This window comes from Dyella sp. (assembly GCF_035685885.1).
Classification (GTDB): Bacteria; Pseudomonadota; Gammaproteobacteria; order Xanthomonadales; family Rhodanobacteraceae; genus Dyella.
Window position 1 is genome coordinate 20,680 of record NZ_DASRZX010000157.1, and the last position, 14,957, is coordinate 35,636.

The 14,957-nt window shown below is 63.9% G+C and carries 12 protein-coding genes; 11 read left to right on the forward strand and 1 reads right to left on the reverse strand.

The window, feature by feature from the left end:
- Nucleotides 1-25 precede the first annotated feature (25 nt).
- The 10 genes from VFG49_RS17820 to VFG49_RS17865 all read left to right on the forward strand — a co-directional run bounded on the left by VFG49_RS17820 (nt 26) and on the right by VFG49_RS17865 (nt 13,647).
- On the forward strand, nt 26-1,558 hold the full coding sequence (locus tag VFG49_RS17820) for a TolC family protein (RefSeq protein ID WP_324863052.1): 1,533 nt from the start codon (nt 26-28) through the stop codon (nt 1,556-1,558).
- Nucleotides 1,545-2,306 carry an efflux RND transporter periplasmic adaptor subunit gene (locus VFG49_RS17825; protein WP_324863054.1) on the forward strand — a complete coding sequence of 254 codons (762 nt, stop codon included), beginning with the start codon at nt 1,545-1,547 and terminating at the stop codon, nt 2,304-2,306. The genes VFG49_RS17820 and VFG49_RS17825 overlap by 14 nt, the downstream gene beginning before the upstream one ends.
- Entirely contained in the window at nt 2,303-3,643 is a 1,341-nt protein-coding gene (locus VFG49_RS17830) for an efflux RND transporter periplasmic adaptor subunit (RefSeq protein WP_324863056.1), read from the forward strand. The genes VFG49_RS17825 and VFG49_RS17830 overlap by 4 nt, the downstream gene beginning before the upstream one ends.
- Nucleotides 3,640-5,739 (forward strand): HlyD family efflux transporter periplasmic adaptor subunit, encoded by a 2,100-nt coding sequence (locus VFG49_RS17835; protein ID WP_324863058.1) that lies wholly within the window; start codon nt 3,640-3,642, stop codon nt 5,737-5,739. The genes VFG49_RS17830 and VFG49_RS17835 overlap by 4 nt, the downstream gene beginning before the upstream one ends.
- A 139-nt stretch (nt 5,740-5,878) precedes the next feature.
- Nucleotides 5,879-6,805 (forward strand): SphA family protein, encoded by a 927-nt coding sequence (locus VFG49_RS17840; RefSeq protein ID WP_324863060.1) that lies wholly within the window; start codon nt 5,879-5,881, stop codon nt 6,803-6,805.
- 283 nt (nt 6,806-7,088) lie between these two features.
- Entirely contained in the window at nt 7,089-7,661 is a 573-nt protein-coding gene (locus VFG49_RS17845; RefSeq protein WP_324863062.1) for a hypothetical protein, read from the forward strand.
- 508 nt (nt 7,662-8,169) lie between these two features.
- The gene (locus tag VFG49_RS17850) at nt 8,170-10,344 is read left to right on the forward strand and encodes a toll/interleukin-1 receptor domain-containing protein (protein ID WP_324863064.1); all 2,175 of its coding nucleotides are present in this window, start codon (nt 8,170-8,172) and stop codon (nt 10,342-10,344) included.
- Between the two features lie 55 nt (nt 10,345-10,399).
- Nucleotides 10,400-10,774, forward strand: a complete 375-nt coding sequence (locus VFG49_RS17855; protein ID WP_324863066.1) for a hypothetical protein — start codon at nt 10,400-10,402, stop codon at nt 10,772-10,774.
- A gap of 122 nt (nt 10,775-10,896) precedes the next feature.
- Nucleotides 10,897-12,591 carry a hypothetical protein gene (locus VFG49_RS17860; RefSeq protein ID WP_324863068.1) on the forward strand — a complete coding sequence of 565 codons (1,695 nt, stop codon included), beginning with the start codon at nt 10,897-10,899 and terminating at the stop codon, nt 12,589-12,591.
- A 120-nt stretch (nt 12,592-12,711) separates the two neighbouring features.
- Nucleotides 12,712-13,647 carry a YihY/virulence factor BrkB family protein gene (locus tag VFG49_RS17865; RefSeq protein ID WP_324863069.1) on the forward strand — a complete coding sequence of 312 codons (936 nt, stop codon included), beginning with the start codon at nt 12,712-12,714 and terminating at the stop codon, nt 13,645-13,647.
- 1 nt (nt 13,648) lies between these two features.
- Here the strand turns inward: VFG49_RS17865 and VFG49_RS17870 are convergent, their stop codons facing one another.
- A complete protein-coding gene (locus VFG49_RS17870; protein ID WP_324863071.1) occupies nt 13,649-14,053 on the reverse strand; it encodes a type II 3-dehydroquinate dehydratase in 405 nt (134 codons plus the stop codon).
- A gap of 282 nt (nt 14,054-14,335) precedes the next feature.
- On the opposite strand from VFG49_RS17870, the gene VFG49_RS17875 reads away from it, so the two are divergent.
- The gene (locus VFG49_RS17875) at nt 14,336-14,881 is read left to right on the forward strand and encodes a gluconokinase (RefSeq protein WP_324863073.1); all 546 of its coding nucleotides are present in this window, start codon (nt 14,336-14,338) and stop codon (nt 14,879-14,881) included.
- Nucleotides 14,882-14,957: the final 76 nt, after the last annotated feature.

The following is a 14,957-nucleotide window of genomic DNA, read 5'->3' on the forward strand; positions in this document are numbered from 1 at the left end:
TTCGAGCGGAGCAAAGCCAACGGCCATGCTGACAAAACGAGCGCTGACAATCTCCACGATGTGCTGCGTGCTGACGATGGCGCTGTCTGCCTGCGTTTCGCAGCAACCCAAGCCGTACACACAGGACGAGATCAACAAGCGGGTGGTCGATGACCAGGCCCGCATGTACGAAAACCAGGAGCCGGTGGCTCACCCCATCACCTTCTACGAGGCGGCGGCGCGCGCGCTGAAGTACAACCTGGACTATCGGCTCAAGCTGATGGAAAGCGCGCTGGCCGCCAACCTGCGCGACGTGTCGGCCTACGAGATGCTGCCGCGGCTGGTGGCGGCGGCCGGCTATGCGGGGCGAAGCAACGACTCGGGCGGCACGTCGATCGGTATCGTGGATCGCCAGGTGAGCCTGCGCCCATCCACCTCCGAGGAGCGTTACCACGACCTCTACAACCTTGGCCTCAGCTGGAGCCTGCTGGATTTCGGTGTCGCCTATTACCGCAACCAGCAGAAGATCGACCAGATCCAGATGGCCGAAGAGCGTCGCCGCAAGGTGGCGCAAAACGTGCTGCAGGACGTGCGCAACGCCTACTGGCGAGCGCTGGCCGCACAACGCCTGATGCCCGAAGTGGACCAGTTGCTGCAGCGGACCAACCAGGCGCTGGATTCCGCCCGCGAGGCGGAGAAACGCGGCATCGCACCGAAGCAAGAACTGCTGGCCTACCAGCGCGCGCTGCTTGATTCCATCTACCTGCTGACCGTTCGCCGCCAGGATCTCGAATTCGCACAGGCCGAGCTATCCGCCCTGATGTCCTTGCCACCGGGTTCGCGCATGGTGCTTGCCGATCAACCGGAGCCGGCGTTGCCGCAACTCGATGCCGACGTCTCCAAGCTGGAACAGCTCGCGCTGCACCAGCGACCGGAAATCATGGAGGAGTGGTATCGCAAGCGCGTGGACGACAACGACCTCAAGATCGCCAAGACTCAGCTGTGGCCGAACGTGTCGATCAGCGCGGGCTATGCGTACGACACCAACAAGTACCTCTACAACAACCATTGGGCCGAAACCGGACTGCAGGTGTCGATCAACCTGCTGCGCCTGCTGCAGTACCCCTCGCTCAACCGCGCGCAGGACGCGCAGCGCAATACCGACGACATGCGCCGCATCGCGCTGTCCATGGCCGTGCTGACGCAGGTGCGCGTGGGCGCCCTGCGTTACCAGCTGGCCACCGACGAACTGGGCTTTGCCGACCAGAGCATGCAGGTGGACAAGCAGCTGTTCGAATACGCCAAGGCGGCCAACGCAACGACCATCGGCTCGCAGCTGGAAGTCATCCGTGCCGAGGGTCGCTACCTGTTGTCGCGCTACCAGCGTGAGGCGGCCTATTCCGATGCACAGGCATCGTGGGGACGCCTGTACAACTCCGTGGGCCTGGACGTGTTCCCCGATGCCGTGGAGGGCTACGACGTCGCCACCCTCGCCAAGGCCATCGAGAAGACCATGACCGGCATGGAGCAGGGACAGCTGAAGAACACCTCCACGGGAGCACCGAGTGGCCAGCAATAAAGCGACGTTGACACCCTTCCTCTGCTGCATGCTCGCCATCGCAGCGCTACCCGCGACAAGCCACGCCGCCGAAGCCACCGCCGATACTTCTTCCGTGCATGTGCTGCTCTCGGCCGATACGGAAACGACGCTGTCAGCCCAGATGAACGGCACGCTGGGCGACATCAAGGTGTCGCTGGGCCAGCGCGTGGCCAAGAACGCGCTGCTCGCCGAGCTCAATTGCGGCGAAGCGCAAGCGCGCGCCCAGGCGGCGGCGGCCGAGCTCGCCATGGCGCGGCAGAACCTCGACGCCAAGCAGGGCATGCAGAAGCTCAATGCCGCCGGCGACATCGAGGTGGCCAACGCCAAGACCGATGTGGCCAAGGCCGAAGGTGCGCGCGCACTGGCCACCGCGCAACGCAATTACTGCTACGTGCGCGCACCATTCGGCGCGCGCATCGCCAAGGTCTACGCGCGCCCCTACCAGACCGTATCCGCCGGTACGCCGCTGTTCGATCTGGTCAGCGACGGGCCGCTGAAGATCCGGCTCAACGTGCCATCCAATCTCATGGCCCAGCTGAAGGTCGGCATGGCGTTCCAGATCCGCGTTACGGAAACCGGCAAGACCTATCCGGCGCACGTCAGCGCCGTCAGCGCGCGCGTGGATGCCGTGGCGCAGACGGTGGAACTGGAAGCTCGCCTGGATGGCGACCAACCCGACCTCATCGCCGGCATGAGCGGCGTGGCACTGCTGCCGGGGCCACGATGACCGAAGCGCTTCCGCCTTCCGCCCTGCTGATGCTTCTGGCGTCGCTGCGCGACCGCGCACTGGCTGCCGATACGCTCAATGCACTGGCCTTTTCGATCGCCAACGACACGTTTCCCTTGCTCAGCTTTCGCCAGGCGTTGGTGTTCGCGCAACGCGGCACCGGCTTTGAACTGCTCTGCGTGTCGGGCCTGGCCAAGCCCACGGAAGATTCGCCCTATCTGGTATGGCTGCGCCCGGCCAGTCGCTGGATCGGCGAGCAGGTGGCCGACGACCAGCCCGCATGGCTGGCACGCGACGCCTGCCAGCCACCCGACGACATCGCCGATGGCTGGACCGAATGGTGGCCCGCAGGCGCGTGGTGCCTGCCCGTGCACAGCAAGCATGGCGAGCGCCTGGGCCTGGTGGTGTACCTGCTCGATGCCGCGCCGGACGACCGCCTGCCTTCCCTGTTGCAAGGGTTGCGCAGCACCTGGGCGTATGCCTGGACGGCGCTTACCGGCAGGCAGAAGCGTCCGCGCTGGCGTCCGACGCGACGGCAACTGGCGGTACTGGGCGCCATCGTCGCGTTGCTGCTGTTTCTGCCGGTGCGCCAGACCGCGCTGGCCCCCGCCGAAGTGGTATCGCGCCAGGCGGAAATCATCAGCTCGCCCATCGACGGCGTGATCGCCCGGATGGACGTCCGTCCGAACCAGCCGGTGAAGGCGGGCACGCCCTTGTTCCAGCTGGACGAAACCACGCTGCGCAGCCGCGCCGACGTGCTGCAGAAGGAAGCGGCCGTCGCCGACGCGGAACTCGTCGCCGCCACTCAGCGCTCGTTTGACAATCCGCAGAGCAAGAATGAACTCACCCTGCTGGATGCGCGTCTGCAGGAGCGCCGCGCCGAACTCGACGGCGTGCGCGCGCAACTGGAACGCACGCGCGTGATGTCTCCGCGCGCGGGCGTGGCCGTGTACAGCGATCCCAACGACTGGATCGGCAAGCCGGTGGTGACCGGCGAACGCATCCTGCGCGTGGCCGATCCCGCCGTGCCGGCGATGCAGATCGAGTTGCCGGTGGCCGACGCCATCGCGCTGGAACCGGGCAGCCAGGTCACCCTGTATCTCGCGGCGTATCCGCTGCAGCCGCTGCACGGCACCATCATCGAAACCAGCTACGAAGCACGACCGAACGACGATGGCATCGTGGCGTATCGCCTGCTCGCCAGCGTCGATGGCTCGCCCGCGCATGCGCGCCTTGGACTGCACGGCACGGCCAAGCTGTATGGCGGACGCGTGCTGCTGGGCTATTACCTGTTCCGCCGCCCGCTGGCGGCTTTCCGCGCGTGGACAGGCTTGTGACGGACTCGGCGCTCGACCTCCCGCTGCCTCCCCTGCGCGACGACCTGCAGTTGTCCGAAGCCGCGGCCGGCCGCGAAGGCGAACCCGCGTGGGTGATCCAGGACAGCGTGGTGAATCGCTTCTATCGCATCGGCTGGCTGGAATTCGAATGCCTGCTGCGCTGGGGCGACACGCCGCGGCAGATCGCCGACGACATCCAGGCGCGCACGCCACTGCATGCCGACGCGGAACAGGTATGGGCCTTCGGCCTGTTCCTGCAACACCACCACCTGCTGCGACCCGGGCCGACCGCCGTGGAACAGATGCGCAAGGCCAGCGAGGGCACGCAATGGCTCACCTGGCGCTGGTGGCTGCATCACTACCTGTTCTTCCGCATTCCGCTGGTGCGGCCCGAGCACTTCCTGCGCTTCATCGCCCGCCACACCAACTGGCTGTTCAACCGCGTGACCGCGGCCATCATCGTGGCCCTGAGCGTGCTTGGCATCGTCATGGTGGCGCATCAATGGGATGAATTCACCCATGCCGTGGTGGATGCGTTTTCCTTTGAGGGATTGATCGGCTTTGCCATCGCGCTGGTCATCGGCAAGACGCTGCACGAGCTGGGACACGCCGTCGTCGCCACGCGCCTGGGCGTGCGCGTGGCGCACATGGGCATCGCCTTCGTGGTGATGTGGCCCATGCTGTACACCGACACCGGCGAAGCGTGGAAACTGCGCAGCGCGCGACAACGGCTGGCCATTGCCTCGGCAGGTGTACTCACCGAAGTCACGCTGGCGGGGCTGTCGACTTTCCTGTGGGCATTGAGTGACCCGGGTGCCTGGCGCAATGCGCTGCTTTATCTGGCCACCACCAACTGGGCTCTGACGCTTGCGCTCAATGCGAGCCCGTTCACGCGCTTCGATGGCTACTTCATCCTCTCTGACCTGCTCGACGTGCCCAACCTGCACGAACGCGCGTCCGCCTTTGCACGCGTGGCCATCCGCCGGCACGTGCTGGGCCTGCAGGAAGCATGGCCCGAGCCGATGGATGCGCCTCGCCGGCGCGCACTGATCGGCTTCGCCCTGGTCACCTGGGTCTATCGCTTCGCCTTGTTTCTCGGCATCGCGGTGGCCGTGTACTACTTCTTCTTCAAGGCGTTGGGCATCGTGCTGTTCGCGGTGGAGGTGACTTGGTTCATCGGGCTGCCCATCGTGCGCGAGTTTCGGCACTGGTGGACCAACCGCCGCGAAGTGCCCGCACGTCGCCGCCACATCGCCTTGGCGATGGGTGCACTCGCACTCGCCCTGCTGGCCATTCCCTGGCGCACCCAGGTCCATGCCTACGCCGTCGCCCGGTCCGGCCTGCAGCAACACGTATTCGCGCCCTTCCCCGCGCGCATCCGCGAAATCCATGCACCCGGCGAAGTGGCGGCAGGCACGCCGTTGGTGGTGCTGGAGCAGCCCGATATCGCCATCAGGATGCGCGGCAGCGAATCGAGCCTGCGCGGTTACCAGGCGCAGCTATCGGGGCTGCTGGCCCAGCCCGGCGGCATCGACCAGCAGTCGGCCACCAGCCAGCGCGTCAACGTGCAGTTGGAGGAAGTGCGGTCCGCGCGCGAGGAAATCGCGCGCCTGACGCTACGCGCGCCCTTCGCCGGGCGATGGATGGACGTCAATCCGGACTGGAAGCCCGGCCAATGGGTCAAGGCGACCGAACCGCTGGGCATCGTTGCCGATCCGCAACGATGGCAAGTGGACGCCTATGTCCCGCAGGAAGAGATCTACCGCATCCAGCCAGACAGCCAGGCGACTTTCTTTCCGGAGGGAAGCGTGGGCGCCATCCATGGCCACGTGGTTTCCGTTGCCAGCTCGCGCACCAACCAGCTCGACCACGTCATGCTTTCGTCGCGTTATGGCGGGCCCGTCGCGATCGCCAGGAAAGGCGATGGCAACGCGCCTTCCTCGGCGCTGTTCCTGGTGGTCATCCAGTTGGACGAACCACCTTATGCGCTACGCGAGCTGCGTGGTCACGCGCAGATCGAGGGCGAACGGCGCAGCTTCCTCATTAGCGGGCTCACGCGACTGGCTTCGGCCGTCATCAAGCAGAGCGGCTTCTGAACGCGTGTCCAGCGCGACTGTCTCGCGCTAGGTATTTTTACGCTTCACCACTGCCATGGGCCGTCAATACGATGACGTGCATCGCGACCTGGCTGGCTCACATGCAAGCGTCGCGCCCCATGCGGTGCGGAACCACATCATGCGAACTTGCCTGTATCGGGCCACGCTCCTGACCGTACCGCTGCTTATCGCAGCGCTGCCCAGCCATGCCACTGAAGGTGCCAGCGGCCTGTACCTGCTGGGCGGCCAGTCGCTCAATGCCGGACTCACGCCGGCGCCGGGCTGGTACGCCTCGCTGGCCGGCGTGCAATACAGCGGTTCGGTGGGTGGTTCCATCCAGGGCGGCGTCAGGGTGGTCGAGCTCAAGAAACGTTCGGACAGCTTCAGTGGCGTGCTGCTGTATGCCCCAAGGACAAAGTTTCTCGGCGGCCAGCTCGCGTTTTCCGTGGGCATGCCCTACGCGTATCTCAGGCTGAGCGGCGAGGTCGGCGGAGCGGTAACGCGGCAACGTTCGGTGAGCGGCACGGGACGAGGCGACACCAGTATCGGCTCGCGGCTCGGCTGGCAAGTCAGCCCCGTATTCACGCACGCCATCGCGCTGACCCTGTGGGCTCCGACGGGCGAATATGCCAAGGGATTCACACCATCCATAGGGCACCATCGCTGGGCGGGCGATATCACCTGGGCCTTCACCTATGTACCGGGCGGGCATCACACCGAACTGTCGGCGGCGATCGGCTACGGCGTCAACGGACCCAACACCGTGACGCACTATCGCAGCGGTGATGAAGTGCACCTGGAACTCGGCATCGGGCAACGCCTCACGCCACGCTTCGAAGTGGGCCTTGCCGGGTACGTCTACCGCCAAGTCAGTGCGGACAGCGGGATAGGCGCATTTCTCGGCCCCCTCGAAGGCCGCGTGAATGGTGCGGGCCCCGCGGTCAACTACGCCTTCAAGGTCGGCACGCACGGCCTGGCCCTGACGGCCCGCTACTACCACGAGTTCGACGCCAAGCGGCATTTCCAGGGCGATCTGGCCCTCGCCTCGGCCACGTTCCGCTTCTAGCAACGCGACGTGACGGCGTAGTGAAGAAGGCAGCGCTTGCGACAAGCCTGTCGATACGCGCCATAATCGGCCCCGCCATGGGGAGCCGGCGCATTGCGCCGACATCGGCTCGACAACCGCCCGACGTATGAGGACTTCCCGTCCAGGGATGGCGTTGCCTTGTGCAGGAGTGGGCACAACGTGGCTGGGCACCAGCCTCCCATCTATCGCGCTCCCGCGCAGGTGAACCTATCCATGCCGCCGCATGGCGGTCAGAGGCACTTCCATTTGCGTGGAGCCCATCATGGCCATCAAACCCATTCCGGTGAGACTTGTAAAACCCAAGGACGGAACAGCGGCTTACCTCAGCGTTGATGTGCCGAGAGATGCAACGGACATACATCAGCACAAAACCGGACAATCCTTGTTTTGGTCCCTTGTTTTCGAAGGCAAGCATGGCAGCTTCAACACTCAGGAGGACCCGGTTTCACCTGGGTTTGCCTGGATTGGAAGCCATCCGTTCCCGGGAATCTTCAGCGCGCCCGTCTTGTTCGAACATGGCCGATTGATGGCAATCACGGACCTGCATGACCGTGAAGACAAGGTTGGAACTTGGTACTACCGGCTCAGTGCGACCATCGATGGTGTCGCTTATCGAACAGCTTTCGAGGAGCCCTATCCAAAACGGGTGTCGCTGCCCCGCCTTCCCGCTGTGAGAGCGCGCAGCACCGCCCCGACGACGGACACGGGCCACAGCCTTGCCGTCCACGCGACCGCCGCCGTCCACGCCATCACCAGCAATCCCACTACCACGGGTACCGGACCCAAGGGCATGACCGGCCGGACAACCAGCAACCCCACCATCAAGAATCGCTAGTACAGAAACACGCGTTTGAGCGAATCGATTGCGTATTCGCGGACCGCACGCACCCACCCAACGATAGGAGAAGCATCATGTATCGTGAAAGCTTCGGCCAATATCTGTCGATTCATCCACTGACGTCCCGCGCCATGGCCTCTCCTCCGGCACCCGCTCCGAGCCCTGCGCCTGCGCCTGCGCCTGCGCCAGCCCCAGCCCCTGCGCCCCAGAAGCCGGCGACAACAAGCAATCCACTGATCAAGAACCGGTAGGGTCAACGGCGCAGGTCTCATGGTCCGGCGGTGGCGGTCCGTGAAAACGGCATGAAAGGACCGCACCACCCAATGCCGTGTACGGCGCAGCGTTTGGCCGTCCAGAAGGCCCATTGCCTTGAATGCCGTGTTAGTCTGCGCGGCAGGGGAGCCAGCCGTTTGCCTGCATCGGCGCTGGCCCAGCTTTACCGCCGCCCGTGATTGAGGATTTCCCGGCAACGGACTGCACTGCTTGTACAGGAGTGCGACTCGTCATGGCGCAGGATCCCGGCGTGCCGGAATTCCGGTATCGCGCATTCATCAGCTATAGCCACCAGGATAAAGCCTGGGCGGACTGGCTGCATCGCGCACTGGAAAATTATCGAGTTCCCCGTCGACTCGTCGGGCAGACCACAGCGGCCGGCGTCATTCCACGCAGGCTCTTGCCCATCTTCCGTGATCGCGATGAATTGGCGAGTGCCACCGATCTTGGCCGCAAGGTCAACGAGGCGCTGGCGCTATCGGAAAACCTGATCGTGATTTGCTCGCCTCACTCGGCCAGGTCACAGTGGGTCAATGAAGAAATTCTTTCCTACAAGCGCCTAGGGCGAAGTGAACAAATCTTCTGCGTTATTGTAGGCGGAGAGCCCAACGCCAGCATGTTGCCTGGCCGAGCGGAAGAAGAATGCTTTGCGCACGCGTTGCGCTTCCAATGGCGCAATGGCTCGTTGAGCGGGGAACGTACAGAACCCATCGCCGCGGATGCCAGGCCCGGCAAGGATGGCCGGCATCACGCCAAGCTCAAGCTGATCGCCGGAATTCTGGACATTGGCTTCGACCAGCTAAGACAACGCGAGCAGCAGCGGCACCAACGACGCCTTGCAGCCGTGGCAACGATCGCCGTATCCATCATGCTCGCGACCTCGACCCTCGCGCTCGTCGCGATGCATGCGCGTCGCGTCGCCGATCGCGAACGCAACCAGGCAGAGAACCTGGTGGGCTTCATGCTGGGCGACCTCAACGAGAAGCTTCGTCAGGTCCAGCGACTGGATATCATGGAAGCCGTCGACGACCGCGCAATGGCATATTTCCAATCCCTGCCAAACGATGACGTGACCGATACATCGCTCGAGCAACGCACCAGTGCCCTGGAACGCATTGGCAGCATCAGAGTCGACCAAGGCAAGCTCGACGCAGCGATGCAATCTTATGAGGCGGCATTACAAGTCGCCCGGCCGCTGGCGGAGCGATCGCCAAACCACATCGGGAGGCAGGTAGCGTATTCACGCATCCTCACCTACATCGGCATGACGGCATGGATGCGCGGCAATATCGACGAGGCGCAAAAACACTTCGTGCGGGCGCAGGACGTGCTCTCGCACACGCCGCAAGCGCAGACCAATGACGCGCTTCTTCAGCAGTGGGCGGCGATCGACAATGACCTTGGCCACGTACTGGAATCACGTGGCCAGCTGGATCTTGCCACCTCGCAATACCGCAGCATGTTGGCGCACTGCCAGGCTTTAACCAGTCTTCCCAACCCCAAGACCGCATGGCGCGAAATACTGGGTGAAGCGCACAACAATCTCGGCAAGATGGCCTTGCTTCGCGGTGATCTCGCCACTGCCATTGCCGAATACCGTTCGGATGACGCCATTGAAACGGCATTGAGCCTTCGCGATCCAAGCGACCATGAGCAGCGGGACAACATGGTCCGCGTTCGCGCAATCCTGGGTCGCACCCTGGCGCTTGCCGGCGATGTCGAGGTGGGCGCGACTTACATGCAGCAAGCGATCGACGGGGCGATGGAGCTTGATCGCTTCGATCCAAATGCCACAGACATACGCGAGAAGATAGCACTGTATTCCAGCCAGCTCGCTCGGCTTCGTCGATTATCCGGTCAACTCGACGAGGCACGGCGACTAAACACCCGCGCCGTGGACATTCTCACCGAACTGACCCGCAAAGATACGAGCAATGCCGACTGGCAGCGTGATCTGGCCGAGGCACAACTGGAACTGGCCGCGCAGTTCCAAGCCGAAGGACACAACGCTATCGCGCACGAGCAGGCCAAACGAGCCTTCGACACCATCGGTCCGTTACGAGCGAATCAGCCCGACGACCGCGCCCTTCTACTGGATAGCGTCCACGCACGCCTGATGATGGCGAACACCACAACCGACGCGCAGCGCGCCCTGCAATGGCGTCAAGAGGCACTGAAGGATATCGAGGCGACCTCGGCCGGCGCGGATGACCCCCGACTCGTTGCACTGCGCGTCGCCACCTTGCTCAGCCTGGACAGGCAGGCCGACACCGAGCCGTACGTGCGCAAATTATGGACAACCGGTTATCGCGACCTCGGCCTTCTGGCCTCGCTCAAGAAGTACAACATCGAATACCCGGCCAACCCCGAGTTTCAGCTGCGCATGCAGGCCGAAGCAAGGCAATGAGTAACGCGATTTGCATCAGGGGATCGATTTCCAGCGCAACCATGAGGAACCCGCCATGCCAAACCTCCTGAAGGTCAAACTCGACGAAACCACAAATCCGTGGACAGTCGATGTGGAACAGAAAGACGACGCCAATCATGTTCCACGCGGAAGTTCTTCCCAGACCATTACCTGGCAGCTCCACGGCAACGCGGCAGCGGGTGACATCGCGTGGGTGGAATGGATCATCCAGCCGCCGAGCGGCGTATTCGGAACACCGAACATCAGCCACAACGGCAACGTGTTGACGATAAGCGACTTGAACGACAGCGTCGCCAGTACCGGGGACTGGCCCTACCAGATTTCTGTCACGCTCAACCACCAGACCTATTACACGCCAACCGACAGCGACGACGGCACTACCAGCAACCCGACCATCAAGAACAAATAACCTCTTCGTGTATTTCAGGGAACATCCGCACCAGAGCCTTGGGGGAGGCTCGCAAAGGTCCCCCAAGGCTGCCATCCAGCGCTTCGGATGGCGAAAGATCACCGCCCATCTCGGGAGCCAACATGACGCCTCTGGTCGTCGGAGTCACCAGTCACCGCAATATCCCCGCGAGCGAGTTGGAGCCGATAGGTCAGCGCGTGGCGGCCTTCTTTGCCTTGCTGCAGCGGGAGTTTCCTGGTCTGCCGCTGTGCCTGCTTTCGGCGCTGGCCGAGGGTGGCGACCAGTTGGTGGCGCGCGAGGCATTGGCGGCAGGAGCCCGGCTGATCGCACCGCTGCCGATGCCGCTGGACATGTACCTTGAGGATTTCGGCTCGCCTTCAGCGCGCGCCGATTTCGAGTCGCTTTGCGCGCAGGCCGAGCTTATTCCCTTGCGATTGCCACGCAGCCAATCACACCAGTCGGTTTCGATGCCGGGCGCAGCGCGAGACAAGCAATACGCGAAGTCTGGCGTGTTCATCGCCAGCCATTGCCACATCCTGCTGGCCATCTGGGATGGCAAGGACACCGGGCGCTTCGGTGGCACCGCGCAGATCGTCAACTACCATCTCAACGGAACCCTGCCAGGGCTGGTGGAACGTCATCGCGAGGCGCGCCACGTGCTCGGCAGCGGCGACGAGCGCCTGCTGTACCACATCGTGTGCTCGCGCGACGACAACCATGGCGACGTCGCGCCGGGATTGAAGCCCTTGCAGACCTTCTGGCGCAGTGGCGACATCACCACCTCGCAGGAGGAACCGCCGCAGGAATTCCGCCAGACCTTCATCCACATGGCGGAGTTCAACGAGGACTGGAGCAAGTACGAGGCAGAGATCGAATCCCCGTGCAACCTCGGCCAGACGCCGCGCGAACTCAACGACAACGAACCCATCAGCCGCCTGTTTCGCGCATCGGACTGGCTCGCCATCCATTTCCAGCGACGCGTGCTGCTGGCCTTGCGCGTCACCTACGTGATCGCTGCCCTGATGGGCATTGCCTTCGCGTTCTACGCGCACCTGTCCGAGCAGAACTTCCTCATCTACATGTTCCTTCTGCTGTTCGCACTGGGCGGCCTTACCGCCCTGCTCGCCCGGCGCCGCGGCTGGCATCGCAAATACCTCGACTACCGCGCGCTGGCCGAAGGACTGCGCGTGCAGGCTTATTGGAGGCGCGCCGGCATCTCGGCCAGCGGTGACCATGAGTTCTCGCACGACAACTTCCTGCAGAAGCAGAACATCGAACTGGGATGGATTCGCCACGTGATGCGCGTTGCGGGCATCGAACCCATCCGCGGCGCCGACGTGCATGGCCCGGAAGCCGTGGCGCGTGTGATCCACGAATGGGTGGGCGAGTCGGGCACCGGCGGCCAACTCCATTACTTCGAGCGCAAGACCCTCGAACGCACCGGCCTGCACCACATCACCGAAACCGTCGGTCTCGTCAGCCTGTGGGGTGGCATCAGCATCAGCGTATTCCTCGCGCTGTTCGCGCTGCGCCTGCCGGAACAAGCCAAGAACTCGCTGGTGATGGTGATGGCGGTGCTGTCCATCGTTGCCGCGGTGCGTGAGGCCTACTCCTACCGCAAGGCCGACAAGGAACTCATCCGGCAATACCGTTTCATGCAACGCATCTTCAGCAGTGCACGCGCGGCCCTGGACCGCACGGACGATCCAGCCAAACAGCGCGAAATCCTGCTGGCCCTGGGCGACGCCGCACTCACGGAACACGCCGAATGGACCCTCATGCACCGCGAGCGCGATGTGGAGCACAGCAAGTTCTGAACGGGCGGCGGACGTGCCATCGCTCGCATGCACATGGCCATGACGTTTCCTCCACGGTTCCCGTTACCGGGAAACCGGAGGATAGGAGCCGGGCAAACCGCCTGGCCCGCGCAATCACGCATGGCAAAACAACGAAGCAAGCTGGTGACCACGATCTTCTCCACCGTGGAAGCGTTCAGCGACGATGAGCTGATGACGCGCGCCGCGGCGCTGGCGTTCTATGCCGCGTTGTCCTTCGCGCCGCTGTTGCTGCTGCTGGTGTGGACCATCTCGGTGATCCAGCCATCATGGGTGGCCAGCCTGACCGACATGCTGTCGGGCATCGTGGGAAGCCGCGCAGCGGCGGCGATCAACGACGTGGTGATCTCCGCGCGTGCGCATCCCCAGCTTGGCAGCGTGGCGGGCCTTGTCGGCACCGGCATCACGCTGTTCAGCGCGTCGGCCGTGTTCGCCCAGTTGCAGGGAACACTCAACCGCGTGTGGCACGTCAAGCCAAAGCCTGGCGCGGCGATTGGCGCGTGGCTGCGTGCGCGCGCCCACGCTTTCGCGCTGCTGGTGGGCGTCGCCTTCCTGCTGATCATTTCCTTCGTGGTGAGCGCCACCATCCAGGCACTGATGCCGGGCCAGGATGGTGTGTGGAAGACCATGGAATACGGCGTGTCCGTACTGGTGTTCGTGGTGGCCTTCGGGGCGATGTACAAGGTGCTTCCGGATGCAGCCATCGAGTGGACCGACGCCGTGACGGGCGCGCTCATCACCACCCTGCTGTTCCTGCTGGGCAAATACGCCATCGACTTCTACATCGCACACGCCAACGTTGGCGGCGCCTATGGCCCGGCCGCCGCCTTCGTCGTGTTGCTGACCTGGGTGTACTACTCCTCGATCATCATGCTGATCGGCGCCGCGCTGACACGCGCTGTCGCCGAAGCGCGCGGCAAGCCCATCCGGCCCAGCGAACATGCGGTGGAAATCGAGGCCACGCTCGCGGAAGTGAGCGAGCCGGGCGGCGCGCCCAAGAAGGGCGGCGATAGCGAAGCGGATCCGCCGCGCCACTAGATCAGGCGGCCAGCTGCCTCAGTGCGATGTTCATGGCGATGCGATAGCTCGTCGCCAGGTCGCCATGGATCACGATAGTGGCCAGCGGTGCGCCATGCGGCAGATGCGTCTCTTCCAGCGTCTCCGCGTCATCGTCGTGCACTTCGATATAGGGCGAGGCCAGTTCGCCCAGCGCATCATGCAACCCTTCCTCCGGATGGATGCGTGCCTCGTGGGCCAATTCGCCAGGATCGATCAGGATGAACTCGGCATCGCGCTCGCGAGCAGTGCGCAATTGGGTCACCAGGTCGCGTAAACCTTGGCATCGGCAGACCTCCAGCGTTCGCCCTGCCATGCGTGCCAGCGACTGAAGCCCTGCCATCCCTTCGCCGCCCGGCAGCGAAGCACGAGAATGAGGTCCTTGCATGATGAGAATGGACACTCTGGCATTCGCCTGATGCAGTTGCCTGCGATGGATGCATGGTGTCGCCGGCGGGAGTAAAAATGGTGCAAGCCGATGGCGAGGCGACGTAAATTCTGCGCAATTTTGCTTACGTCGAACGCGAGCGCCGCGCTATCCTCGCTGGCGCCATGTTGTCGTGGCGCCTGGATTGCCGGGATGCACCAACCCTCCATCAAGCATGAGCATCCAAGCAGCCTCACGATGCATCCTCACCCTCGGATCACTTGATCAACCAAGGCAACCGCCATGCTCCATGACATGCGCGCCATCGTCGTGATGGGCGTCACCGGCTGCGGCAAGACCAGTGTCGCCACGGCATTGGGCGAACGCTTGGGCGCCTGCCTCATCGAAGGCGACGCATTCCATCCCGCGTCGAACGTCGAAAAGATGCGAGCTGGCACACCACTGGATGACCGCGACCGCCAGGGTTGGCTCGAACAGCTGGGCCGCGAGCTTATCCATGCGCTCGCCTCGCACGACCGCGCCATGCTCACCTGCTCCGCCCTCAAGCGCCGCTATCGGGACACCTTGCGTAACGCCGTGCCCAACCTCGGCTTCGTCTTCCTCAAGCTTTCACCGGAGGACGCCATCCAGCGCGTTTCGCATCGCCGCGGTCATTTCATGCCCGCATCGCTGGTGGACAGCCAGTTTCGCGATCTCGAGCCGCCCGTGGGCGAGCCTCGCGTGCTGACGGTCAACGCGCTCGATTCCCTCCCGGTCATTGTCGAACGGGTGGCAAGCTGGTGGCATGCCCCCGGCGTTGCGGCACCGGGTTCCACTGCCGGCAGCTGAAGCCTGGCTCACCCGCGCCGCGCAACCTTCCGCGACTTGGTCGGCACTCACCCGAGCGAGGCTCTCTCGGCTTGCC

Bases quoted from the DNA above. Each gene is read 5' to 3' on its own strand.
- VFG49_RS17875 (WP_324863073.1), top strand. From the start codon at position 14,336: ATGCTCCATGACATGCGCGCCATCGTCGTGATGGGCGTCACCGGCTGC.
- VFG49_RS17820 (WP_324863052.1), top strand. From the start codon at position 26: ATGCTGACAAAACGAGCGCTGACAATCTCCACGATGTGCTGCGTGCTG.
- VFG49_RS17850 (WP_324863064.1), top strand. From the start codon at position 8,170: ATGGCGCAGGATCCCGGCGTGCCGGAATTCCGGTATCGCGCATTCATC.
- VFG49_RS17830 (WP_324863056.1), top strand. From the start codon at position 2,303: ATGACCGAAGCGCTTCCGCCTTCCGCCCTGCTGATGCTTCTGGCGTCG.
- VFG49_RS17845 (WP_324863062.1), top strand. From the start codon at position 7,089: ATGGCCATCAAACCCATTCCGGTGAGACTTGTAAAACCCAAGGACGGA.
- VFG49_RS17855 (WP_324863066.1), top strand. From the start codon at position 10,400: ATGCCAAACCTCCTGAAGGTCAAACTCGACGAAACCACAAATCCGTGG.
- VFG49_RS17865 (WP_324863069.1), top strand. From the start codon at position 12,712: ATGGCAAAACAACGAAGCAAGCTGGTGACCACGATCTTCTCCACCGTG.
- VFG49_RS17840 (WP_324863060.1), top strand. From the start codon at position 5,879: ATGCGAACTTGCCTGTATCGGGCCACGCTCCTGACCGTACCGCTGCTT.
- VFG49_RS17870 (WP_324863071.1), bottom strand. From the start codon at position 14,053: ATGCAAGGACCTCATTCTCGTGCTTCGCTGCCGGGCGGCGAAGGGATG.
- VFG49_RS17860 (WP_324863068.1), top strand. From the start codon at position 10,897: ATGACGCCTCTGGTCGTCGGAGTCACCAGTCACCGCAATATCCCCGCG.